General features: G+C 40.5%; 20 protein-coding genes. 10 read left to right on the top strand and 10 right to left on the bottom strand.

The genetic code is table 11. From position 1 onward, the window contains the following. Nucleotides 1-2: 2 nt before the first annotated feature. The 4 genes from aroC to ESV85_RS01515 form a co-directional block, all read right to left on the bottom strand. Nucleotides 3-1,088, bottom strand: a complete 1,086-nt coding sequence (gene aroC / locus ESV85_RS01535) for a chorismate synthase (RefSeq protein ID WP_146914475.1) — start codon at nt 1,086-1,088, stop codon at nt 3-5. Continuing rightward, nucleotides 1,088-2,536: a BatD family protein gene (locus ESV85_RS01530; RefSeq protein ID WP_146914474.1), complete on the bottom strand. Its 1,449-nt coding sequence runs from the start codon at nt 2,534-2,536 to the stop codon at nt 1,088-1,090. The genes aroC and ESV85_RS01530 overlap by 1 nt, the downstream gene beginning before the upstream one ends. A 368-nt stretch (nt 2,537-2,904) precedes the next feature. Continuing rightward, nucleotides 2,905-4,134, bottom strand: coding sequence for an ammonium transporter (locus tag ESV85_RS01520; RefSeq protein ID WP_146914472.1), 1,230 nt, complete (start codon nt 4,132-4,134; stop codon nt 2,905-2,907). A gap of 35 nt (nt 4,135-4,169) precedes the next feature. Beyond that, nucleotides 4,170-4,508 carry a P-II family nitrogen regulator gene (locus tag ESV85_RS01515; RefSeq protein ID WP_146914471.1) on the bottom strand — a complete coding sequence of 113 codons (339 nt, stop codon included), beginning with the start codon at nt 4,506-4,508 and terminating at the stop codon, nt 4,170-4,172. Between the two features lie 276 nt (nt 4,509-4,784). Here ESV85_RS01515 and ESV85_RS01510 point away from each other — a divergent pair, with 276 nt between their 5' ends. Continuing rightward, nucleotides 4,785-5,690: an NDP-sugar synthase gene (locus ESV85_RS01510; RefSeq protein ID WP_146914470.1), complete on the top strand. Its 906-nt coding sequence runs from the start codon at nt 4,785-4,787 to the stop codon at nt 5,688-5,690. 25 nt (nt 5,691-5,715) lie between these two features. Here ESV85_RS01510 and recF read toward each other — a convergent pair whose 3' ends face one another. After that, nucleotides 5,716-6,825 carry a DNA replication/repair protein RecF gene (gene recF / locus ESV85_RS01505; RefSeq protein WP_146914469.1) on the bottom strand — a complete coding sequence of 370 codons (1,110 nt, stop codon included), beginning with the start codon at nt 6,823-6,825 and terminating at the stop codon, nt 5,716-5,718. A gap of 92 nt (nt 6,826-6,917) precedes the next feature. On the opposite strand from recF, the gene pdhA reads away from it, so the two are divergent. From pdhA to ESV85_RS01480, 5 genes are all read left to right on the top strand, one after another. Further along, nucleotides 6,918-7,937 (top strand): pyruvate dehydrogenase (acetyl-transferring) E1 component subunit alpha, encoded by a 1,020-nt coding sequence (pdhA, locus tag ESV85_RS01500; RefSeq protein ID WP_146914468.1) that lies wholly within the window; start codon nt 6,918-6,920, stop codon nt 7,935-7,937. Nucleotides 7,938-8,051: 114 nt separating this feature from the next. Further along, the gene (locus ESV85_RS01495; protein WP_146914467.1) at nt 8,052-8,765 is read left to right on the top strand and encodes a tetratricopeptide repeat protein; all 714 of its coding nucleotides are present in this window, start codon (nt 8,052-8,054) and stop codon (nt 8,763-8,765) included. An 87-nt stretch (nt 8,766-8,852) separates the two neighbouring features. Continuing rightward, entirely contained in the window at nt 8,853-9,329 is a 477-nt protein-coding gene (gene ribH / locus ESV85_RS01490) for a 6,7-dimethyl-8-ribityllumazine synthase (protein ID WP_146914466.1), read from the top strand. A 34-nt stretch (nt 9,330-9,363) separates the two neighbouring features. Further along, complete coding sequence (locus ESV85_RS01485; RefSeq protein WP_146914465.1) at nt 9,364-10,683, top strand: aspartate kinase; 1,320 nt, start codon at nt 9,364-9,366, stop codon at nt 10,681-10,683. A gap of 60 nt (nt 10,684-10,743) precedes the next feature. Continuing rightward, nucleotides 10,744-11,070: a DUF6787 family protein gene (locus ESV85_RS01480; protein WP_146914464.1), complete on the top strand. Its 327-nt coding sequence runs from the start codon at nt 10,744-10,746 to the stop codon at nt 11,068-11,070. Between the two features lie 132 nt (nt 11,071-11,202). On the opposite strand, the gene recG is transcribed toward ESV85_RS01480, so the two are convergent. Both recG and ESV85_RS01470 read right to left on the bottom strand, forming a co-directional pair. Further along, on the bottom strand, nt 11,203-13,296 hold the full coding sequence (recG, locus tag ESV85_RS01475) for an ATP-dependent DNA helicase RecG (protein WP_146914463.1): 2,094 nt from the start codon (nt 13,294-13,296) through the stop codon (nt 11,203-11,205). An 86-nt stretch (nt 13,297-13,382) separates the two neighbouring features. After that, complete coding sequence (locus ESV85_RS01470) at nt 13,383-14,447, bottom strand: phosphotransferase enzyme family protein (RefSeq protein WP_146914462.1); 1,065 nt, start codon at nt 14,445-14,447, stop codon at nt 13,383-13,385. Nucleotides 14,448-14,892: 445 nt separating this feature from the next. Between ESV85_RS01470 and ESV85_RS01465 the strand changes: the two genes are divergently transcribed. Continuing rightward, a complete protein-coding gene (locus ESV85_RS01465) occupies nt 14,893-16,668 on the top strand; it encodes a sodium:solute symporter family protein (protein ID WP_146914461.1) in 1,776 nt (591 codons plus the stop codon). Here ESV85_RS01465 and ESV85_RS01460 read toward each other — a convergent pair. Continuing rightward, a complete protein-coding gene (locus ESV85_RS01460; RefSeq protein WP_146914460.1) occupies nt 16,665-17,240 on the bottom strand; it encodes a gliding motility lipoprotein GldD in 576 nt (191 codons plus the stop codon). The two genes, ESV85_RS01465 and ESV85_RS01460, sit on opposite strands and share 4 nt — an antisense overlap. Before the next feature lie 162 nt (nt 17,241-17,402). Here ESV85_RS01460 and ESV85_RS01455 point away from each other — a divergent pair, with 162 nt between their 5' ends. Then, complete coding sequence (locus ESV85_RS01455) at nt 17,403-17,933, top strand: DinB family protein (RefSeq protein ID WP_146914459.1); 531 nt, start codon at nt 17,403-17,405, stop codon at nt 17,931-17,933. Between the two features lie 94 nt (nt 17,934-18,027). Here ESV85_RS01455 and ESV85_RS01450 read toward each other — a convergent pair whose 3' ends face one another. Further along, on the bottom strand, nt 18,028-18,516 hold the full coding sequence (locus tag ESV85_RS01450; RefSeq protein WP_146914458.1) for a cupin domain-containing protein: 489 nt from the start codon (nt 18,514-18,516) through the stop codon (nt 18,028-18,030). 1 nt (nt 18,517) lies between these two features. Next, entirely contained in the window at nt 18,518-19,618 is a 1,101-nt protein-coding gene (gene wecB, locus ESV85_RS01445; protein ID WP_146914457.1) for a non-hydrolyzing UDP-N-acetylglucosamine 2-epimerase, read from the bottom strand. Nucleotides 19,619-19,756: 138 nt separating this feature from the next. Here wecB and ESV85_RS01440 point away from each other — a divergent pair, with 138 nt between their 5' ends. Then, nucleotides 19,757-20,422, top strand: coding sequence for a hypothetical protein (locus ESV85_RS01440; RefSeq protein WP_191321876.1), 666 nt, complete (start codon nt 19,757-19,759; stop codon nt 20,420-20,422). A 5-nt stretch (nt 20,423-20,427) separates the two neighbouring features. Continuing rightward, nucleotides 20,428-22,131: a capsule assembly Wzi family protein gene (locus ESV85_RS01435; RefSeq protein WP_146914456.1), complete on the top strand. Its 1,704-nt coding sequence runs from the start codon at nt 20,428-20,430 to the stop codon at nt 22,129-22,131. Nucleotides 22,132-22,151: the final 20 nt, after the last annotated feature.

The raw sequence follows: 22,151 nt of genomic DNA, 5'->3' as shown, positions 1-22,151 counted from the left end.
GGTTAGAAGTCTTGCAGTTTATTGCTTTTTGACAATAAAATATAATCAGCTATGACCAAAGCCGCCATTGCTTCCACAATCGGTACAGCTCTAGGCACCACGCAAGGATCGTGACGTCCTTTTCCTGAAACTACCACAGTTTCACCAGCCTCATTCACTGATTCTTGATCTGTCATGATGGTAGCTACTGGTTTGAAAGCCACATTGAAATAAATATCTTCTCCGTTGGATATGCCACCTTGAATTCCACCAGAATGATTGGTCAAAGTGCGCACTTTATCTCCGTCTCGAACAAATGTGTCGTTATGGGCTGATCCGCGCATTTTCACACCTTCGAAGCCACTTCCGTATTCAAAACCTTTTACAGCATTGATGCTTAGCATAGCCTTACCAAGCTCCGCGTGCAATCTATCGAATACTGGTTCGCCGATTCCTACTGGAGTGTTTTTGATCACGCAGCTAACCACACCTCCGATTGTATCCCGATCTTTCCTCACCGAATCGATTAATTCGATCATCTCTTCAGCTATTACTGGGTCAGGACATCTCACGATGTTTTCTTCTGCCTTAGTCAGATCTAATTCAGTATGATATTTCTCCAATTTCAAATCACCTACCTGAGAAACGTAAGCTTGGATGCTAATCCCCTTTGTTTCCAAAAGTTGTTTGGCGATAGCTCCAGCTACTACACGAGCGGCTGTTTCTCTTGCAGAGCTTCTTCCGCCTCCACGATAATCTCTCAAGCCATACTTTTCGAAGTAGGTGAAATCTGCATGGGAAGGACGAAATTTATCTGAGATGTGAGAGTAATCTTTACTTTTTTGATCAGAATTATTGATCACAATTCCGATAGGAGTACCTGTGGTCACTCCTTCAAAAACTCCGGATTTGATCTCAAATTCATCCTCCTCCTTACGCTGTGTGGTAATTTTGGACTGACCTGGCTTCCTTCGCTGCATCTCTGCGATAAGTTTAGCCTCGTCTATTTTCAGTCCTGCTGGGCATCCTTCGATGATTACCCCTAAAGCTAGTCCATGCGATTCACCAAACGTGGTGATCTTGAATAGCTTTCCAAATGAATTGCCCATTATCTCTTTCTAATTATCAATACAGCCAGTAATGCCACTGCTAGGAGCAACAACACGTTGATTGAGACTGTAAAATAGTATTTATATTTCTCGTTTAAAAACCTGTTGTCTTCGGTGGAAATTCGATCATACAGCCCACCTAGTCGCTGACTGGAGATTGCTTGATTGACTTTACTCTCTCCAACGACTGTAATTTTTGCCTGAGGTCGCAGCGTATCATAGACTGCACGCTCTGGATCAAAATATACCCATTCAAAATTCTTCCCAAGATCTACTTCTCCAGCCTCGTTGATTGTAATGTAATAATTGAATTCCTTGATTCCGGAGACCCTACCATATCCTCGATTAATCTGCTGACGAACGTTTGGGTCATAGGTATTTAAATTGGCGATAGGAAGTCTTTTAGGAGCTGATACTGCATTGATATTTCCTACTCCACTGATACCGAAGTTGTAGTCAAAGCCCTGACCAGTCTCTACGTCTATACTTTTGATGTTTTCTCTGATTTGAAACTGTCCCACACTGACTTCATTTTTCAATGGATGTGGAGGTAGTGGCTTAACTTTAATCGTTTTTGCATTAGAATAGAACGTTTTAAAGTCCTCCTGTCTATTTGCCCCGAAGAAAGTTGGGTTTTTGGCAATTTTGTATTTAATCATTTCCCATGGGATTCTTGGGATTGCTATTTCTCCTTCGGAAAAAGGGAAAAATGTAGCTTCATACACCTTATATTTTGTCCACCTTTTGCCATTGATCGTAACTTGTTCCGGATCAATATTGCTGATGTTGAAGTTTTCTTCCCAGGCATTTGTGGGCTTTATTTTCTTTAGAATATCATCTAGCTGTCTGCCGGGCTCGTAAAAATTGAACTGAGCTTGATTGGACTCAGACATATAAAATGCCAAGCTCAGATTAAATCCTTCGCCTTGATATATCTCCTCTTTGTCTACTGAAATGGAGAAAAAGGCATCGTCATCCATTTCTACATACTCGGGGTCTTCAACAGCCGAACGTCCAAAGAAATCTGCAAAGGGATCAGAAAGATTATTACTCCCGCTGTTTGCACTTGCAGCATCTCCTACAGTGATTTTTTTTCCAACAGAAGAATAAGCTTGTCCATTGATATTAAGCTCAAAAGAAGGCAAAGTAAAATCTCCTTTTCTGCTAGGCTTGTAGTATTGAATAATACTATTGGAACTACTCATCTGTCCATTAATGAGGTTCATCGAAGAAGATTGAGAGATTCCTTGTTTTTGGAAACTTGGAATCTCTGGAAACTGGTCGTAGGATTTGATCTTCTCGTTGCTGAGTGTTACTTTGATTGTGAAAGTTTCATTCAACCCGATCTCAGCAGGTCCAAGCTCAATTTGAACATCCTGAGCTATAGCCCATCCTGAAATTAGGAAGAGGCCACATACGAAAATGAATTGGGCAAGCGTTTTAATCATGGTTGCGAAAATAGGAAATATTCTACTCTTTGATTTCTAAAATAACGCAACATCTATAGAAAAGCCTCCGTATTGAAACTTAAAATCAGTTAAAACCCTAAACTCTTTAGACTATGATCGAATATGTGAAGACTATCTTACAAAAGGTCAGCTTTTCCAAGTATTTGTTTGAACGTGAGCTGAGAAAAGGACTAAGGTTAATTTTACCCACAGAGATTCAAGAATTCAAAGACTGGTGTTATCAAATGTTTGGCAAAGTCCATCATGTAATTCTCAATAGATATTTCGAACCAGCATTTTGACTAAAAAGAAGCCCCGACCAATTTTGGAACGGGGCTTTTTCAATTATGGTAGTTGGTTTTCTTTAATTAATCTTTCGTAGCAAAGTCAGGATATGCACGCATACTGTGCTCATTGATATCCAGGCCTTCAGTTTCTTCAGCTTCATCTACTCGGATACCGATGGTCTTTTTCATGACAAAGAAGATCACTCCTGCAAAAATTACACAGAACGCACCTACTGCTGCCACTCCAATCAACTGAGAGAAAAACTGACTAACGCTTGCCAGATCGCCGAAGATCCCAACAGCCAAAGTACCCCAGATCCCACCAACAAGGTGAACTGAAATCGCCCCTACAGGGTCATCCACTTTGATTTTATCAAAGAAAACTACTGCCAAGACGATTAAGCCACCGCCAATCAGTCCAATGATAATCGAAGAATTGACACTCATTTGATCTGCTCCAGCGGTGATTCCCACTAAGCCTGCCAAAATACCATTCAATACCATGGTGATATCGTATGTTTTGAACATTATGTAAGAAACGATCAGAGCCCCAAAAGCTCCGGCTGCAGCTGCCATCGAAGTTGTTACGAAAACTTTGGATACCAATCCCGGATCGGCACTAAGCACTGAGCCACCATTGAATCCAAACCATCCGAACCATAATAAGAATACGCCGAAAGTGGCCAAGGGAATATTATGGCCAGGAATCGCTGTCATGCCTCTAGAGGTATATTTGCCAATTCTAGGGCCTAAAAGAGCTGCGCCAATTAAGGCTCCCCATCCACCGACAGAATGTACAATCGTGGATCCTGCGAAGTCATAAAATGGTGTTTCAAGTGTATTAAGGAATCCACCACCCCATTTCCACATTCCTACGATTGGATAGCATATGCCTACGTATAAGAAGGAGAAAAAGATAAATGGCCCAAGTTTCACTCGCTCAGCTACTGCTCCAGAAACGATTGTAGCTGCTGTGGCAGCAAACATAGCTTGGAAAATAAAATCGGTAAAGAAGGTATACCCTGCATTATACTCGCTGGTATCCCATCCATCAGGAAGGGTAAGTCCAAAACCTGCAAAGCCGAAGAATGAGCCAGCATATTCTGCACCAGGGTACATTAGGTTAAAGCCAACAAAGGCATAAGTCAAAAGCCCAATCGCAGGAATGATTGTGTTTTTGAACAGAATGTTAACGGTATTTTTTGAGCGCGTAAGCCCAGCTTCCAAGCTGGCAAAGCCCAGGTGCATAATGAAAACCATGGTAGTGGCGATCATCATCCATAAGTTATTGACGGTAAATAAGTCTTGCATTTGATAAAATAGGTTCGGTGAATAAGTGAATAAGATTAAAGTGCCTGTTCTCCTGTATCGCTATTTCTGATACGATGAGCTTCCAACACGTCGTAGACGAAGATTTTCCCATCCCCGATTTGACCTGTTTTACCCTCAGTTAGGATACAGTTGATCACTGGCTCCACCAATTCTTCTACCGTGACGATTTCAATCTTAGTTCTTGGAATGTATGCAGGCTCATAAGGTACCCCACGATACATTTCAAGCCTGGCATGCTCCAAGCCCATTCCTTTCACTTCGTAAAAAGTGAGAAACTTCACACCGAGCGCAGCCACACAGGAGTGGATCTGGTCAAAGCGGGAAGTCCTGATAATCGCTTCAATTTTTTTCATTTTTTCAATGGGTCTAATGGTTTTTTGAGATTATGGCATAAAACTAAACAGAAAATTAAATTAATTCCTATTATGGTTGAAAATTTATCTAGTCTGCTACGATTTTGTATCTAATATTTAGCTTAAAGACATTTATAAAACCATTAGGTGATAAATTTGATGTATATAATTCATAATATGGTTTAAATATAGACCAATGGCTTTTTTAGAAACATGGGTATTCTCTTGTCCTGCTGACATAAAGACTTATTTTTGCCATCGTTTTATAAACCTACTATGAACCAGAAACCTACCTTACTAGTACTTGCAGCCGGAATGGGAAGCCGATATGGCGGAAATAAGCAGATCGATGGATTTGGACCTAGCGGAGAAACTATTCTTGAGTATTCTATTTTTGATGCCATCAGAGCAGGATTTGGCAAAGTTGTTCTTATCGTTCGCCAAGAAATTCTCGAAGAATCAAAAGACTTATTCCTACCAAAGCTCGAAGGCAAGATTGAAGTTGACTTTGTAATCCAGTCACTTGATAGCTTTGTACCTGCTGAATTGAAGCAAGCAGAGCGTAAGAAACCTTTTGGAACAGCTCATGCTGTACTTTGCGCAAAGGATGCAATCAAAGAGCCATTCGCTGTAATCAATGCAGATGATTTTTACGGCAAAGAAGCTTTTAATGCAATCGGGAAATTCCTGACTACTGAAGTAAAATCTGACCTCCATGCGATGGTAGGCTATGCGATCCAGAATGTGCTTTCTGAAAATGGCACAGTAAGCCGTGGAGTCTGCGAAACCAATGAGAAAGGTCATCTGATCGGCATGGTAGAAAGAACTTCTATCGCTCGTGAAGGCGAGAAAATAATAAGTAAAGGAGAAAACGAAGTGTTGGAAATCTCTGAAGACACACCGGTAAGTATGAATTTCTGGGGCTTTCATCAAGATGTCTTTGCTGATATCGAGAAAATGTGGAATGAATTCCTTCCGGCAAATCTTGAAAATCTAAAATCTGAATTCTACATCCCAACGGTAGCCAACAATCTCATCAAAGCTGATGAAGCTGCTTTTGAAATATTGGAAGGCGGAAAAATCTGGTTTGGCGTCACCTACACAGAAGATAAGCCTGTGGTGATCGATTCACTTAAGAAGCTACATGATGCTGGAGAATATCCGGCTGATCTATGGAAATAAGATAAAGGAGCTTCGGCTCCTTTTTTTATATCTCGATATTAATAACTCCCTCTTTTATCGAAAAGAAAGCCACCTCCGAATCTAATTCCGAAAGTATCTTCTTTGACCGCTCTGGTCTAGCATCCGTCAAAAATATCTGTCCAAAGGTGTGCTGAGAAATCAACTTCATGAGTTGGGCAATCCGCAGATCATCGAGTTTGTCAAAGATGTCGTCCAATAAGAGAATTGGCTTTTCGCCTTTTTCTATCTCGAAAATCTGGAACTGAGCCAGTTTAAGCGATATGATGTAGGACTTCTGCTGTCCTTGACTACCAATTTTCCGGATAGGGTGCTCTCCTATTATAAAACCGAAATCGTCTTTATGGATTCCCGCATTACTATTTTTGGTGATCAGATCTTTTTTCCGAAGGCTTTTAAAATAGGCACTGAAGTCCTCCCGCAATGCTTCCGTTTCATAGATCACACTGACTAGCTCTTGACCCTGAGAGATCTCAGAATAATGACTTTGTAATAAAGGAGCCATTTCTGTCAGAAGCTCATTTCTCCTAGCTGAAAGTTTCACGCTAAGTTCTATTAACTCTGTATCATAATTATCCAAAAGCGTTAAATCTCGTCTTCCAGTTTCGGCGAACTTCTTCAGCAAAGCATTTCGTTGCTTTAAAAAGTGATGGTATCGAATCAATTGATCCAAATAAGCATGATCAAGCTGGGATATCAAACCATCAAAAAACTTTCTTCGTCCATCGCTTCCACCTTTAATCAACTCCGTATCATCAGGAGCTATTAAGACCAAAGGAATCATCCCTACATGCTCGGAAGTTTTGGCAAGTGCCTTTCCATTTTGATAGATCTGCTTCTTTTTACCCAATTCTACTGTACATCTCACTTCCAACGGCTTTGCTTCAGCTAGTTCAAATTGCCCTTTGATCGCAAAGAAATCCTTCTCGTGCTGCACATTCAGGCTATCGCTGGACTGAACGGCACTTTTGGTCAATGACAAATAATGAATACCGTCCAATACGTTGGTTTTTCCACTACCATTCAGTCCCACAAAGCAGTTAATCTCGCTTGAAAATTGGAGTCGGGTCTTCTCATGATTTTTGAATTGTAAGAGTTCTAGAGACTTCAAGTGCATGAGATTGGGTAATTATTTCGGCGGTAGCCTGTTATTTAGGGTGGGTTGATTATATTTGAGACCTAAAATTAGCATATTTTCATCATTACGATATGGCAAAGAGAACAGTAGCAACTAAGTCTAAAGTAAAATATTCGAAGGAAACTTACACTTTCTGGTACGAGAGCATGCTCTTAATGAGGAGGTTCGAGGAGAAAGCGGGGCAACTTTACGGTCAACAAAAAATCAGAGGATTCTGTCATTTATATATTGGTCAGGAGGCTTGTGCTTCTGGGGCTATTTCTGCTTTGACCAAAGACGACAAGTGGATTACCGCTTATCGTTGTCATGCTCACCCACTTGGGTTGGGTACTGATCCAGGAGCGATCATGGCTGAGCTTTTCGGTAAAGCGACTGGAACTACCAAAGGAAAAGGTGGTTCTATGCACATTTTCGATAAAGAGAAAAATTTCATGGGAGGTCACGGAATCGTAGGAGCACAAATTCCTATGGGTCTTGGAATGGGCTTCGCAGAAAAATATAAAGGCACCAAAAACCTGGCAATTTGCTATATGGGTGATGGTGCGGTGCGTCAGGGAGCTTTTCACGAATCGTTGAATTTGGCTATGCTTTACAAAACTCCAGTGATTTTCGTTATCGAGAACAATGGCTACGCAATGGGTACGGCAGTAAAGAGATCATCTAATGTGGAAGACCTTTCTACTTTGGGTGAATCTTACGATATGCCATCTTTTGCTGTAGACGGAATGAATGTAGAAGCCGTACACGAAGCAGTAGCAGAAGCGGCAGATAGAGCAAGAAGAGGCGATGGGCCTACTTTGCTTGAAATGAGAACCTACCGGTACAAAGGGCACTCCATGTCTGATCCTCAGAAATACAGAACCAAAGAGGAGGTAGAGGAATACAAGCAACGTGATCCAATGGAGCAGGTACTTGCTACTATCAAAGAAAATAAGATCCTCAGCGAGGAAGAGATTGAGGAAATAATCAAAGGAGTGAAACAAAAGGTGACGGATGCAGTGAAATTCGCTGAAGAATCACCTTGGCCTGACGGACAGGATGCTTTCAAGGATGTTTACATCCAGGAAGACTATCCTTTTGTAATGGAATAAATAAGAAAAACATAACGTCTTAAAAGCCATGAAGACAGAAAGCTTTCATGGCTTTTTTATTGGGCTTTGTAGAAAGTATAAAAACCGTATATTTGCGGCTGAAATTTGAGTAGCATGGCAACGAAACAAAGTAAAAGAGTACACCCTGATCATCACAATGATATTTTGGAAGATCCTTCTGAGATAGCAACAAGACTTGGTAGAGGTGAAGCTTTTTTGAAGCAGAATAGTAAGGTACTAGCTGGTGTATTAATCGCAGCAGTGGTTTTGATTGGAGGAATCTTGTTTTTCCAGATCAATACCCAGAACCAAAATGAGAAAGCACAGAAGGAGATGTTCCAAGCTGTGTATTTCTTCGAGCAAGATAGTGTTCAACTAGCATTGAATGGAGACGGTATTAATGCTGGACTCATTAGCATTGCAGATGACTATCCACGTACAGATGCTGCTAACTTGGCGCATTTCTACATTGGCTCAATCTATCTTTCAGAGAGAAAATACGAAGAAGCATTGACAGAATTGGAACAATTCTCAGCTGATGATTTCTTGGTACAGGCAAAAGCTTATTCTCTTATCGGAGATGCTAACATGGAGCTTGGCAATACAGACAAAGCTATCTCTAGCTACAAAAAAGCAGCTGAATACGATGAAAACAAGTATTTCACTCCTAAGTATTTGACCAAACTTGCTATTGCATACGAAGCAGCAGGTAAAATCCCTGAGGCAATCGCTACTTATGGTGAGATCGAAGACAAGTATTTCGAGTCTTTCGAATTTTCTTCAGCACGAAAACATAAAGCTCGCTTAGAAGGTCTTGCCTCTAAGTAATGCTTTCTTGAATAGCATACTAAGAAGAGTAAGGCCTTGTGGTCTTACTCTTTTTTTGTTTAAAACATTTTCATAAAGAACTTATCAATGGCAACTTCCCTTAAAAGTCTAAGTGCTCATTCCTCCAAAAATATCCAGGATATCAGTAATAAAACTTTTGGAATCATCGTATCCGAATGGAATGAAGATGTGACCGAAGCACTTTATTCCGGTGCATACCAAACACTATTGGAAAATGGAGCAAAAAAAGAAAACATCATTCGTAGAAATGTTCCAGGCTCATTTGAACTTACACTCGCTGCTCAATGGCTAGCACAAGAAGAAAGCATTGATGCTGTAATCTGTCTTGGATGTGTGATTCAAGGAGAGACCAAGCATTTTGATTTCATCTGTGACGCAGTTGCACATGGAATTACTAATGTAGGCTTGAAATACAATAAGCCAGTAATTTTTGGAGTATTGACGCCCAATACTCAGCAGCAAGCCATGGATCGCGCTGGAGGAAAACATGGTAACAAAGGCGACGAAGCAGCTATCACAGCAGTGAAAATGCTTGGATTCTAAGAAAAAACCTATTAACCTTTTAAGCATAGACCCTATGAAAATCATGAAATTTGGAGGCACCTCTGTGGGCCGTCCAGAACGCATGCACCAGGTAAAAGACCTGATCACCAGTGGTGATGAATCAAAAATCGTAGTTCTTTCTGCTCTTTCCGGCACGACTAATTCTTTGGTTAGTATTGGTGAGGCATTAGCTTCTGCTGACAAAGCACTGGCAAAATCAAGAATTGATGAGCTTCATGCACATTATAATCAGTTTTATCCTCAGCTGTTGAAGTCTGAATCGGCGAGAGAAAAAGCACAGGAAATCATCAAGGAGCATTTTGAATTTTTGAATATTCTGTTGAAAATCTCCTTCAATGAGGCAATCAATCGTGATATTCTAGCTCAAGGAGAATTACTTTCTACTAAGTTGTTTCATACACTTTTGGAAGAACTGGAGATACCAGCAGTATTTCTATCTGCGTTTGATTTCATGAGTATTGATGAAAATTCGGAGCCGGAATTACAGAAAATATCTGATAAACTTAAAGCAATTCTTGCTCAGCACCCAGATGACACAATTTTTATAACTCAGGGATTTATTTGCAAAAATCACCTGAATGAAGTGGATAATCTGAAGCGTGGAGGCAGTGATTATACTGCGTCTTTGGTAGCTGCAGCCATTCAAGCTACAGCTTGCGAGATCTGGACAGATATCGACGGCATGCACAATAATGACCCTAGAATCGTAGACAAAACCCGTCCAATCGCCGAGATGTCTTTCGACGAGGCGGCCGAGCTTGCTTATTTTGGAGCCAAAATTCTTCATCCAGCATCTATCTGGCCCGCTCAGCAATTCAACGTACCTGTGAAACTGCTTAACACCATGCAGCCTGAAGCGCACGGCACTTTAATCAAGGCTGATGTAGAGACTATTGGGGTAAAAGCAATTGCTGCTAAAGACGGCATCACTGCTATCAAAATAAAATCCAGCCGTATGCTCTTGGCTTATGGTTTCTTGAGAAAGGTGTTTGAGATTTTTGAGAAATATAAAACTCCTATCGATATGATCACTACTTCTGAAGTGGCGGTATCAGTGACAATTGATGATTTGAGTCACTTGGAGCATATTTTGGAAGAGCTAAGCACGTTCTGTACTGTAGAGATCGACCGAGATCAGACGATCATCTGTATCGTTGGGAACATGGTGTCGGAAAGCAAAGGTGCTATACAATCCGTCATCGATTCGTTGATAGAATATCCTGTAAGGATGGTTTCTTTCGGAGGTAGTCGCCATAATGTTTCTGTTTTGGTAGATTCCAAATTCAAAAAAGAGGCTCTCCAAAGTCTCAATCAGGACTTATTTACTTGGTAAAATGATAGCCGGCCTAGCGCCGGCTATTTTATTTAGAATGATTCTTATTACTTTTGATGGATGTCAGCAGAAAATGGTAAGCCAGGCTTTCTTCAGCGCCTACAAACAAAGTGGAAATTAGAAAGCCTTCTTCAGGTGGTTCTGGTTTTGGTAGTTTTTGCCTGTACAGGTTTCACTATTCTTTTCATTAAAAATCCCATCTTAGATTTTTTTGGAGTTGAGAAAGGTGGATTTCTAAATACTGTCCTCTACTTACTATTAGTCTTACCGTTATACCAAATCATTTTGCTGATCTATGGCTTTATTTTCGGCCAGTTTAAGTTTTTCTGGGAAAAAGAGAAGCAGATTTTCAGGAGGATTGGCCAAGTTTTTTCGAAGAAAAAGTAAAAATTTATTCTCAAAACTGTTTTAACCACAGTGTGCACAGAGATTTTCACAGAGGGCGTAACTTGTCAGGCTGTTCAAAAACAAGCTGACGCTCAATTTTTCAATTTTCAAATATTGCAATCTTTCAATCCACTATGAAATCCTGCTCCAATTTACCGCATGCTTCTTTTGCTGCTTGATTTGTCGGAGTATCGGCAAATTTTCAGGCTGATTCAATTCAGGGTCACTAGCCAAAACCTGCTGGGCAGCATCTCTCGCCAAAGTCAAAATCGGAGCATCCTTGCTCAGATCAGCAATCAGTAAATCCGTAATTCCACTTTGTTGCGTTCCCATCAAGTCTCCTGGGCCACGCAATCTCAAATCCACATCAGCGATCTCAAAACCGTCGTTGGTTCGCACCATCGTTTCCAGTCTTACTCGGGAATCCTTCGATAGCTCATACTTGCTCATCAGGATGCAATAACTCTGCTCAGCACCTCTTCCTACTCTTCCACGCAGCTGATGCAACTGAGACAGCCCAAATCGCTCAGCGTTCTCAATGATCATCACCGAAGCATTGGGCACATTCACGCCTACTTCGATCACCGTAGTTGCTACCATGATCTTTGTTTCCCCTTTCACGAAGCGTTGCATTTCGTATTCCTTTGCGTCAGCTTTCATGCTGCCATTCACTATGCTGATCGGATAATTGGGAAAAGCACGGGAGATACTTTCGTAGCCATCCATGACATTCTTCAGATCCATCTTTGCAGATTCTTCGATGAGCGGGTAAACGATGTAAACTTGCCTTCCCTTTTTTACCTCTTCGTTGATAAAGCCAAAAACCTTCAGACGGTCTTTATCATAGCGATGCACTGTCTGAATAGGCTTCCTCCCTGCAGGCATCTCATCTATCACTGATACATCCAAATCGCCGTAAAGTGTCATCGCCAGCGTCCGTGGGATCGGAGTCGCCGTCATGACCAACACGTGCGGGATAAATTGTTCATTCTTCGCCCAAAGCTTGGCTCGCTGAGCTACGCCAAAGCGATGCTGTTCATCGACGATTGCCAGCGCAAGATTTTGAAACTGCACAATATCTTCCAAAAGCGCATGCGTTCCAATTAGAATTTTGAGTTCACCGGAAAGCAATTCTTCGTGAATGATTCTTCTCGCTGCCTTTTTTGTGGAGCCGGTGAGCAAAGCAATTTTCAGCCCCATCATATCAGCGAATTCTTTCAAACCTGAATAATGCTGAGTAGCCAAAATCTCCGTCGGAGCCATCAGGCAAGCTTGTGCTCCAGAGCTAATCGCTATCAGAGCGCAAATAAATGCTACCATCGTCTTTCCGCTTCCCACATCTCCCTGAATCAGACGATTCATTTGCTTGCCAGACTTCAAGTCACCGTACGATTCACGAATTACCCGCTTTTGCGCATTGGTCAATTCGAAAGGAATATGATTGGTATAAAACTCGGTGAGTAATTCTGTATTGTTGAGGATTTGACCGCGATACTTCTCCACTCGAGCCACTTTCAGCATGAGTAGGCGAAGTTGTAAATAGAAAAACTCCTCGAATTTCAAACGCTTTCGAGCACGCTGAAGCAAATCTGGCTTGGTAGGGAAGTGGATTTGTCTAATAGATTCCTTTTTTCCAATGAGTTGGTATTGCTCCAAAATCTCAATAGACATCGTCTCCTGAATGTGCGGGTAGCAAACCTGAACCAATTGCTCCATGATTTTGGAAATCCCTCTAGAATCCAAAAATCGAGCTCTCAGCTTTTCAGTTGTAGAATATATTGGCTGGAAATTATTTCTTTTTTCATTTGCTGTGGTCAGTGGCTCCATCTCAGGATGAGCGATGCTCCACTTTCTGCCAAACTGGGCAGGTTTCCCCAAAAAAACATAAGCAGCGCCTGGAGCAATATTTTTTTGAACCCAAGCGATTCCTTTGAACCAGGTCATCTCCATCTCCCCAGTTTCGTCCGCTACCTGAGCCACGAGCCGCTTTTTATTCCCCATACCTACGAGTTCTACCTTTCGAATTTTGGCAATTACCTGGACTGATTCCATATCGGAATGCAGCTCTCGGATTTTAAAAAACTTCGTCCTGTCCTCGTACCGAAACGGATAATGCTGTAGCAATTCCCCGAAGGTGAAAATATTCAACTCCTTGTTAATCAGAGCGGCGCGCTGTGGACCTACTCCTTTGAGAAATTCTATTTTGGTGTCAAAAAAACCGGACAAGGAAAATTGATTTTTGGGTTAGGACAAATTAAACCCACTCAGCCCAAATGCCAATAAAAAATGACTGGAATTGTCTGAAATCAATTTTAGGATTGCGTGACAGACTTCCAGATTTCTTCTAATTCAGATTTATTTGCCTGAATACTTTGTAATAAAAGCATCTGATTTTTTGCTCTATGAAAATTCTGCTCAGGATACTGCACTTTATAATACACATTACCTTGAAGGTGATCCGCGAAAAATCGAAGTCCCATAATGCAGGTCATTACTTCTCCCGATAAAAGCAAGGATTTCGTTTCCTCTTCCGTAGATAAGGATTTGATACCTTCCCAGTAGCCATTTAGTAATTGCTCGAAAACAGGAATTTCTAATTTAATAGCGCCCCAATTTTGGCTACTCTCTGACTCAGAACATGCAACGGTGCGCACCAAATCACCAAAGTCATACATCAAGTATCCACTCATAAGGGTGTCTAAATCGACCAAAGCTTCCACTTTTTGAAGATCATGCGAAAAAATCAGATTGTTGATTTTGGTGTCGTTGTGGGTGAGACGAGCAGGAAGAATTGCCTGGAATTTCTGATAGGCTGCAATCAATTCTTTTTGGCCAAGATAAAAATCCAATACTTCCTGATTTTCTTTTGAAAGGGCTCCTTTTCCTGTAGCAACTTCCTCAAGCTTTGCGAAGCGCAAATCCAATCGATGGAAATTTGGGATACACTCTTGCAATTGGGATGTATCGACTACTTTTCCCCATTCCGCAAAAACTCCATAGGCTTTTGCTGCTAAATAAGCCTGATCCAATTCTGAAATTTGCTGGATCGTCTGGCCAGAAACGAATTCGAATAGACGGAATAATTTTCCATCCCAATCAGTAATCAGCTTTTTATCCGAGTTGAGTATAGGCAGAGGCAATTGAAAAGGCAGCAGATTACCATCTCCTTGGGATTTGACCAAGCGCTGATTGTGAGAAATTCGCTCAGGATATTGAAACACGCCATTGTTGAATTCCTGCAAAATGAATTTCGAATCTCCAGCTTCTATCAAATACGTGCCATGGATCAGACCCGCTCCGAAGGCTTGGAATTCAAAATTTTCGAATGATTCAAACGTATAATTAGACAGAATGCCTGCGATGTGTTCCTTAATCATGGCCCAAAGCTATAGTATCGCGACCAAAACCGAATTATTTGCCACAAAAAAAACCGACCAATTAGATCGGTTTTTAAGATTATACCCTAAAATTAGTCATTTTGATAAATCCTCAGGAATCCTCAGGAATCCAAAGGTTTTCCATTTGGACGTTCTTCCATAACATGAATTAGAAATTGGGCTTGAATTAAGATATTCTCACAAAAGAATTAGAGAGCAAAAAATAAAACATATTGAATTCATATTGAAATCAGTCCGTCCAACCAAAAAAATAATCTTTTCCATACCTTTTATTTTGAAATTGACGGAATAAGGCAAAAAACTGAGTAAACTTCTGAGTCAGTCTTTTCCCATTTCGCAGAAAATAAATACATTAGCGAAATTTATTATTTAAGTAGAAGGCGTTTTATCAAAAAAATTAAAGAATACATTAATCCCAAATACTATGAATGTAACCTCCATTGACTGGGCTATCATTGCCGCTTTCTTTGTCATTTCCCTCTTAATAGGGCTATATACATCGAAAAAAGCTGGTTCCTCAGCCAAAGAATTTTTTCTCTCAGGTAGAAACATGCCTTGGTGGTTGCTCGGAGTATCTATGGTAGCAACTACTTTCTCTGCAGATACACCAAACTTGGTGACGGATATAGTTAGAAAAAATGGTGTTGCTGGTAACTGGGCTTGGTGGGCTTTCTTGCTTACAGGTATGCTCACGGTATTCGTTTATGCCAAACTTTGGAGAAGATCTGAAGTAACGACAGATTTGGAATTCTATGAGTTGAGGTATTCTGGCAAAGGCGCAGCATTCTTAAGAGCTTTCCGCGCTATTTACTTAGGTGTATTCTTCAATGTGGTGATTATGGCAACAGTATCCCTCGCCGCCATCAAAATCGGTGGTGTAATGCTAGGCCTAACTCCAGTTCAAACCTTACTTATAGCTTCCGTAGTGACGGTAGTTTATAGTTCTCTAGGTGGGTTAAAAGGAGTTTTATTAACTGACTTTTTTCAGTTCTTCATCGCTATTATAGGTTCATTTGGAGCAGCGTACTATATAATAGGTCTACCTGAGATTGGAAGTATCAACAGTCTGTTGACTCATGAGAATGTTTCTGGAAAGCTTGACTTCCTTCCTGATTTCTCGGATCCAAACGCATATATTCCACTATTTTTAATGCCAATAGCAATTCAGTGGTGGGCTACTTGGTATCCAGGAGCTGAGCCTGGAGGAGGCGGATACATTGCACAGCGTATGCTTTCTGCAAAAGATGAAAAGCATGCAATTGGTGCAACTTTGTTTTTCAACATCGCTCATTACGCATTGCGTCCTTGGCCTTGGATCTTGATAGCACTTGCATCACTGATTGTTTACCCAAACATCTCTGATTTACAAACAGCATTTCCTAACATCCCAGCGGATAAATTGGGAGATGATTTAGCTTATTCAGCTATGTTGACCTTTCTTCCAACAGGTTTGATCGGTCTTGTACTGGCATCTTTGATAGCAGCGGTGATGTCCACACTTTCTACTCACTTGAACTGGGGGTCTTCTTACATCGTGAATGATTTCTATTTAAGGTTTTTGAAGCCTGAAGCTTCGGATAAGGAATTGGTAGCAGTGGGTAGAATCTCTACGGTTGTTCTAATGTGTCTTTCTGCCATTCTCGCATTGGCCCTTTCCAGTGCTTTGGATGCATTCAATATTCTACTTCAAATTGGTGCGGGAACAGGCTTAATCTTTATCCTAAGATGGTTTTGGTGGAGAATAAACGCATACACTGAAATCTCTGCAATGGCAATTTCTTTCGTGGTTGCTATATTTTTCGAAGTGATCAATCCTAAAGTAAACTGGATAATGATCCCTGAAAATCAGGCTTATTTGAAATTAGTATATAGTGTTAGTATCACTACGATTGGATGGTTGATTGTGACCTTCATTACTGCTCCGGAAAAAGACGAAGTATTACTTTCCTTCTATAGAAAAGTAACTCCTGCAGCTTTTGGATGGAAAAAAGTGCTAGACAGATATCCTGAGGAAAGACAAGTAATAGGTCAATTGCCTAAAGAAATCGGGTTGATGATGATAGGATCAGCGATGGTATATGCCGCTTTATTCTCCACAGGATTCTTCATTTATGGCAATATGCTTGGAGGGTTTATTGCTGCAGCAATAGCACTAGGTGGAGGAATTATTATTATCAGATCCTGGAAAAACCTTAGTTAATCTTCAAATTTCACGGAATTCATCAGGTGGGCCATGTCCACTTTGATGAATTCTATTACTGGTGCAAGAGAATCATTTTTCATTGCAGTGTTGAAATACAAAGCTCCTCGAAGAAAGTTTTTGGTAGAGTCAGTAACAAAGAACTGGAACTGAGTTGGTACCTCACCAGTCAATTCCGCGACTACCCCAGTATATCCTTCTGGCGTTACTAGAACCCCTTCCTCAATCCCATAGGCTTTTACCTGATGTTGGGAGGTTAGCTTAAAAGCATCATTGGACAATTTTTTAAAATTGACCTTATCTCCATCGATTCGCTTATAAGTCAAGTGCACTTTGGCACCAAAATCCACATAGTTCAAATTGAGCCAAGCCTCTTCATCAATATTAAAAGAGTCGGCTTCAACTATAGAATAGGTAGAATAGTCAATTTGATAGGGGTATCCCTCAGATAGTTTCTCAAAAGAATGAGCAGGTAAATCAATTCGATTGTAACCGGGTGGTTTTGGCAAATATGTATCATCACAACCTGCTATTCCCACTATCAATATACCTATCCAAAGATGTTTTCTCATGCTTTAAAATTAGACAAAGTGTTTGATTTGGCTTGGGAATAAATGAAATTTAACCAAATAACCAATCTCTATTCAAATGAAATCGAGCATGACCCAAGAGTCACATACTGTGATGTCTATTTGCGAGATTCCATGTGACTATTGAAAATAAATTATAAACACATGAAAAATCCACTACAATTCCTATCAGGCTTCTTTATGGTTGCCATCTTTATGATGGCTTCGTTAGCCACAACAGCACAAACTACAAAAGATGAGTTTTTGAGCAAATGGCAAAATAGTAAGCAATTCACTATAGACGTGCTGAATAAAATGCCAGATTCAGGTATGGATTATAAATCGGATCCAGCAGCAATGTCCTTCAAAGAACAAATTCATCACATTGGAACAGCAATCACAGGCATCTCTCAAGGATACCTTAAAGGAGGGGACCCTGGATTTACAATTGATCTTGCCACGGCGTCTAAAGAAGATCTGGCTGCCTTTGTAAGCAAAAGTTATGACTACGGAACCGCTACAATGAAGGCCCTTTCTGATGCTGATGCAGGAGAAACTATTGAAGTTTTTGGAAACAATGTGACAAGACGTCAGGTGATGGCTTTGCTGATGGATCACTCTACTCATCACAGAGGTGCGGCGATTGCTTACCTTAGATCTGAAGGTGTAGAGCCTCCTGCTTATGTAGGCTTCTAAGTGAAATTTGCAAAAAAGTATAAGGCTCCTGAAAGGAGCCTTTTGCATTATTAAGCTTATTAGTTTGATTAATCTCAATAGTTAGGAAGTAGGGTTAAGTCAGCCTTGAGATAATTTGGATTGCTTCAGGATATTTTTTCGCTAAAGTTTCTTTATCAAAAAGCTCAAAATCATTAAAATCAAATCCAGGAGAGACTACACAGGAAACTAGTGCATAACTATCCTGACTATCAATGGTACTTCCAAAAATTGTATTTGCCTTTACCAGCTGATAGGGTAGCTGTTCTTCATTTTCATATGGCAATCCTAGTCTTAGTTCCTGATGACCAGTGTCATTTAGCAAGTGAATCGTTAGCGCAGACCCTTCATGAAAAAACCAAAGTTCGTCGCTTTTGATACGGTGGAATCTTGAGACATCGGCCGAAGTCAAAAGAAAATAGATCGATGTAGCTAGATTTCTACTGCCATACTCTGTGTTTAAAGTTTCAGATGATCGATAAGTTTCCCTGTAAAAACCTCCTTCTGGATGTGGAAGAAGGTGTAGACTTTTCACTAGGTAATCGATGCGTCTTTGAGTTTTCATTCTATGAATTTGGGTAAGATCTAATCAATATGTCCACAATTCGTTCAGCAGTTTTTCCATCCCAAAGCGGAATTCCCTGATATTGCTTCCATTCACCATTCATGATTTTTTCCAAGAAAGGCTTTAGCTTGGCAGGATCTGTCCCTGCTAGTTCATTTGTGCCAAGATGTATGGTTTCCGCACGTTCGGTATTGTCTCGCAGTGTGATACAAGGGACATTCATCACAGAAGCTTCCTCAGTAATTCCACCAGAGTCTGTGATTACGCCTTTCGCATTTTTCACTAGGTAATTGAATTCCAGATAGCCCAAAGGATCACTCATATGCAAGTTCGGAGCATCTATTCCTAGGGATTGTAAGTTTTTGGCAGTTCTTGGATGAACAGGGAAAATGATTGGAAGCCCTTTTGTTCCTTCCAATATGGCTTCAATCATAGCTTTTAGCTTATGTTCCTGATCCACATTAGCTGGACGGTGCATAGTCATGACAAAGAATTGTCCTGAGATTAGTTTATCAAAAATCTCACCTTCTGGTTTCTGAAATCTAGGCATCTGAGCCATGAGGGTATCGATCATCGTATTGCCAACATAGTGAATCTTTTCCTCTGCAAAACCACATTTACGAAGGTTAGAATTGGCTATCTCAGAAGTAGTGAAAAAATGGTCCGTGATACTGTCGGTTACCATACGGTTGATTTCCTCAGGCATACTTAAATCACCGGATCTGATTCCACCTTCTACGTGCGCCACGTCTATCTGCAGCTTTTTGGCTGCTATAGAACAAGAAAGTGTGCTGGTGACATCTCCAACAACCAATACTAAATCAGGTCTGTTCTCTAACAATTCCTTTTCAAACGCGACCATAATAGCTGCAGTCTGCTCAGCTTGAGTTCCTCCGCCTCCACCGAGATTTGCATTTGGCTCAGGGATATTCAGTTGCTCAAAAAAGTCACCAGACATCTTCTTATCGTAATGCTGTCCAGTATGTACCAGTCTGTATTTGACTTGAATTCCCTCCTGTTGCTTTTTGATAAATTGATGAATAATAGGTGCGATTTTCATGAAATTGGGTCGTGCACCTGCAACTATGGTAAAAGTAGCCATCGCTTGTTGTTAGTTTCAGTCCAAAAATAACAAATCCTTTTGGAGATTTCGGCCGAAATAAGCTTTCTTTAGGTAAGTCTGTTTTGGCTCCTTTTTTGTTTCTTTGCAATGCTATATTTTCTTAACTAACTGAATTTGATGGATTGCAATAAGTGGCCAAAAGCAGTGAAAGCCCTTTTACTTCTTACGACCGTAGTTTCATTTTTCTCTTGTACCGATACGCTGGAATCAGAAAAAGTGGTCTATACCAATAACTTTTCAGACTTAAATCTAGAGGGTTTTGAAAATGCAAGGCTTTTTATTTTTCAAAATGATACGGTAGTCGGCTATTATCATAATGAAGAAATAGCGGTTAATCTTACTGGATTGCCCTCTCACAATCTACTGAAAGTAACACTAGAAATTCTCATCCATGACAGCTGGGATGGAAATCCATCTGACGGGCTTGGAGGTCCAGATCAATGGTTCTTTGGTGTAGATAATGAAGAGGTTTTCAGGACATCCTTTTCTAATTCGCCTTGTGAATCCACTTATTGTCTATATCAATCGTATCCAGATACCTATTTCAAACAGAATAGACCTAAATCTGGCGCAATTCAAACAAACATGCCTGGTCTTTGTCTCTTTGGAGCATTCCCAAATTATACTACTAGATATAGTATTTCTAAAATAATTGAACATAGTAATACTAGTACAAGGATCTATATGAATTCAGACTTAGTCTCCAAAAACTCACCAGATCCTTTATGTGACGAATCTTGGTCCCTAGCAGAAGTAACTGTTGAAGCCCTTACTTTGAAATGAGAATAATGAAGACAAGGAATATTCTAACTAGCTTTTTTGGGACATGGTTGCTGATTCTTTTATTAAGCAATTATTCGGTGGGACAGACTGTGCCTGTTGGTACACCAGTTTTAGATGATTATCTGCGAAGAGCTCAACTTTTGGGGGATATAGATTCCGCTTCCTCATTTATGATTCGGCCTCTTTATCCAGTTTCGGCCTTCGGGATAAAATATGGTTTTGATTTAGATAGTTCAGTAGTAGATATGAATGCTACTACAATTCATAAGATTTTCGGAAAGGATAACAAAGGCAAATTCATGATGATGCCTGCCGTTGCAAAGTTTCAATACAACTCTACCTATGCTTTTGGAGTGAACGATGGCGCTTTTATTCCAAATCGAGGTATACAGGCTATACTTAGCCCTGGAGCATATTTGGAGTATGGTTCTTTTAGTTTACAGTTTCAACCGGAATTGTTGATGGCTCAAAACCAGGACTATGACGGCTTTCCTATTGAACATCAGGCTACGATTCTTTTCTATTACGACTACATGAATCGAATAGATATGCCCGAGCGATTTGGCGAGGATTCATATACACGGGCGTATTTAGGCCAGTCCAGTATACGCTATAATTTTCAGGAGTATTCACTTGGTATTTCTTCCGAAAATCTGTGGTGGGGGCCTGGAAGAAGGAGCTCACTGCTACTTGGAAATAATGCTCCAGGATTTATTCACTTTACAGCAAATACACGCAAACCTGTAAAAACAGGAATTGGATCCTTTGAAGGACAGCTGATTGGTGGATTCTTGAAATCTTCTGGATTTTTGCCTCCATGGCCTGATTACAGGATTCAAGAAAATAACGTCTACAGTCCAAAACCTGAGAATAGTAAGCGATTTATGTCCGGATTAGTTTTGACTTACCAGCCGAAATGGGTCCCGGGCCTTTTTCTTGGCTACGGATCTACCAGCCAGATGTACCGTAGAGATGTTTCATCATTAGCTGATATACTTCCAGTTTTCAATGGTAGAAAGAAAGCCCAGAATATCGTGGATCCTATCCAAGAAAAGAGGCAGCAGTTTAGTTCCGGGTTTTTCAGATGGCTAAGTCCAGAAGGTCACTTTGAATTCTATGGAGAATATGGCACGCGTGATAATGATCGCAAGTTGAGTGACTTTATGATTACTCCAGAATCTGGGCGAGCATTTACTTTTGGATTTTCACACTTAATGAGCTTAAAAAAGCCAGGGCATTATTTCCAGATCAGTTCAGAAATGACCCAAACAGGACAGACTATCAGAGATGATATCAAAGCTTTAAATACGTGGTACATTCATGATTATGTCAGGGATGGATATACTCACAATGGACAGGTGCTTGGAGTTGGAAATGGCCCAGCTAGTAATATGATTTTCATGGAATTTGCCTGGGTGAATAAAATGAATAGAATTGGTTTCCAGATGGAAAGGATTGTTTATAACAATGACTTCTATTATTACAGATACGAGGCTTCTAAAGATTGGAGAAACAAATATGTGGATCTGGTTCCTTCCTTGATCGGAGATTGGAAGATTGGAAGTATTTTGGTTAATGCACGACTACAATATGTAAATACCCTGAATTATAAATGGTACTTGGAGAACAGCCCAGATCAGTACTTTATTCCAGGATATGACCGAAAGAATTTCGTAGGTCAAGTAGGTTTGGCTTATATATTCCGCTAGAAGAAAGATTAAATAACGAT

Source organism: Algoriphagus aquimarinus (genome assembly GCF_007997215.1).
GTDB classification, from domain to species: Bacteria; Bacteroidota; Bacteroidia; order Cytophagales; family Cyclobacteriaceae; genus Algoriphagus; species Algoriphagus aquimarinus_A.
The sequence above is the reverse complement of the archived record's forward strand: the minus strand, read 5'-3'. Positions and strand labels throughout refer to the sequence as shown.

Excerpts from the sequence above, each read along its gene's own strand:
- ESV85_RS01465 (WP_146914461.1), top strand. The coding sequence starts at position 14,893 with ATGAATGTAACCTCCATTGACTGGGCTATCATTGCCGCTTTCTTTGTC.
- pdhA (WP_146914468.1), top strand. The coding sequence starts at position 6,918 with ATGGCAAAGAGAACAGTAGCAACTAAGTCTAAAGTAAAATATTCGAAG.
- ESV85_RS01495 (WP_146914467.1), top strand. The coding sequence starts at position 8,052 with ATGGCAACGAAACAAAGTAAAAGAGTACACCCTGATCATCACAATGAT.
- ESV85_RS01470 (WP_146914462.1), bottom strand. The coding sequence starts at position 14,447 with ATGATTAAGGAACACATCGCAGGCATTCTGTCTAATTATACGTTTGAA.
- ESV85_RS01450 (WP_146914458.1), bottom strand. The coding sequence starts at position 18,516 with ATGAAAACTCAAAGACGCATCGATTACCTAGTGAAAAGTCTACACCTT.
- ESV85_RS01440 (WP_191321876.1), top strand. The coding sequence starts at position 19,757 with ATGGATTGCAATAAGTGGCCAAAAGCAGTGAAAGCCCTTTTACTTCTT.
- wecB (WP_146914457.1), bottom strand. The coding sequence starts at position 19,618 with ATGGCTACTTTTACCATAGTTGCAGGTGCACGACCCAATTTCATGAAA.
- ESV85_RS01460 (WP_146914460.1), bottom strand. The coding sequence starts at position 17,240 with ATGAGAAAACATCTTTGGATAGGTATATTGATAGTGGGAATAGCAGGT.
- ESV85_RS01485 (WP_146914465.1), top strand. The coding sequence starts at position 9,364 with ATGAAAATCATGAAATTTGGAGGCACCTCTGTGGGCCGTCCAGAACGC.
- ESV85_RS01530 (WP_146914474.1), bottom strand. The coding sequence starts at position 2,536 with ATGATTAAAACGCTTGCCCAATTCATTTTCGTATGTGGCCTCTTCCTA.
- recF (WP_146914469.1), bottom strand. The coding sequence starts at position 6,825 with ATGCACTTGAAGTCTCTAGAACTCTTACAATTCAAAAATCATGAGAAG.
- ESV85_RS01510 (WP_146914470.1), top strand. The coding sequence starts at position 4,785 with ATGAACCAGAAACCTACCTTACTAGTACTTGCAGCCGGAATGGGAAGC.
- ESV85_RS01480 (WP_146914464.1), top strand. The coding sequence starts at position 10,744 with ATGTCAGCAGAAAATGGTAAGCCAGGCTTTCTTCAGCGCCTACAAACA.
- ESV85_RS01520 (WP_146914472.1), bottom strand. The coding sequence starts at position 4,134 with ATGCAAGACTTATTTACCGTCAATAACTTATGGATGATGATCGCCACT.
- aroC (WP_146914475.1), bottom strand. The coding sequence starts at position 1,088 with ATGGGCAATTCATTTGGAAAGCTATTCAAGATCACCACGTTTGGTGAA.
- ESV85_RS01435 (WP_146914456.1), top strand. The coding sequence starts at position 20,428 with ATGAAGACAAGGAATATTCTAACTAGCTTTTTTGGGACATGGTTGCTG.
- ribH (WP_146914466.1), top strand. The coding sequence starts at position 8,853 with ATGGCAACTTCCCTTAAAAGTCTAAGTGCTCATTCCTCCAAAAATATC.
- ESV85_RS01515 (WP_146914471.1), bottom strand. The coding sequence starts at position 4,508 with ATGAAAAAAATTGAAGCGATTATCAGGACTTCCCGCTTTGACCAGATC.
- ESV85_RS01455 (WP_146914459.1), top strand. The coding sequence starts at position 17,403 with ATGAAAAATCCACTACAATTCCTATCAGGCTTCTTTATGGTTGCCATC.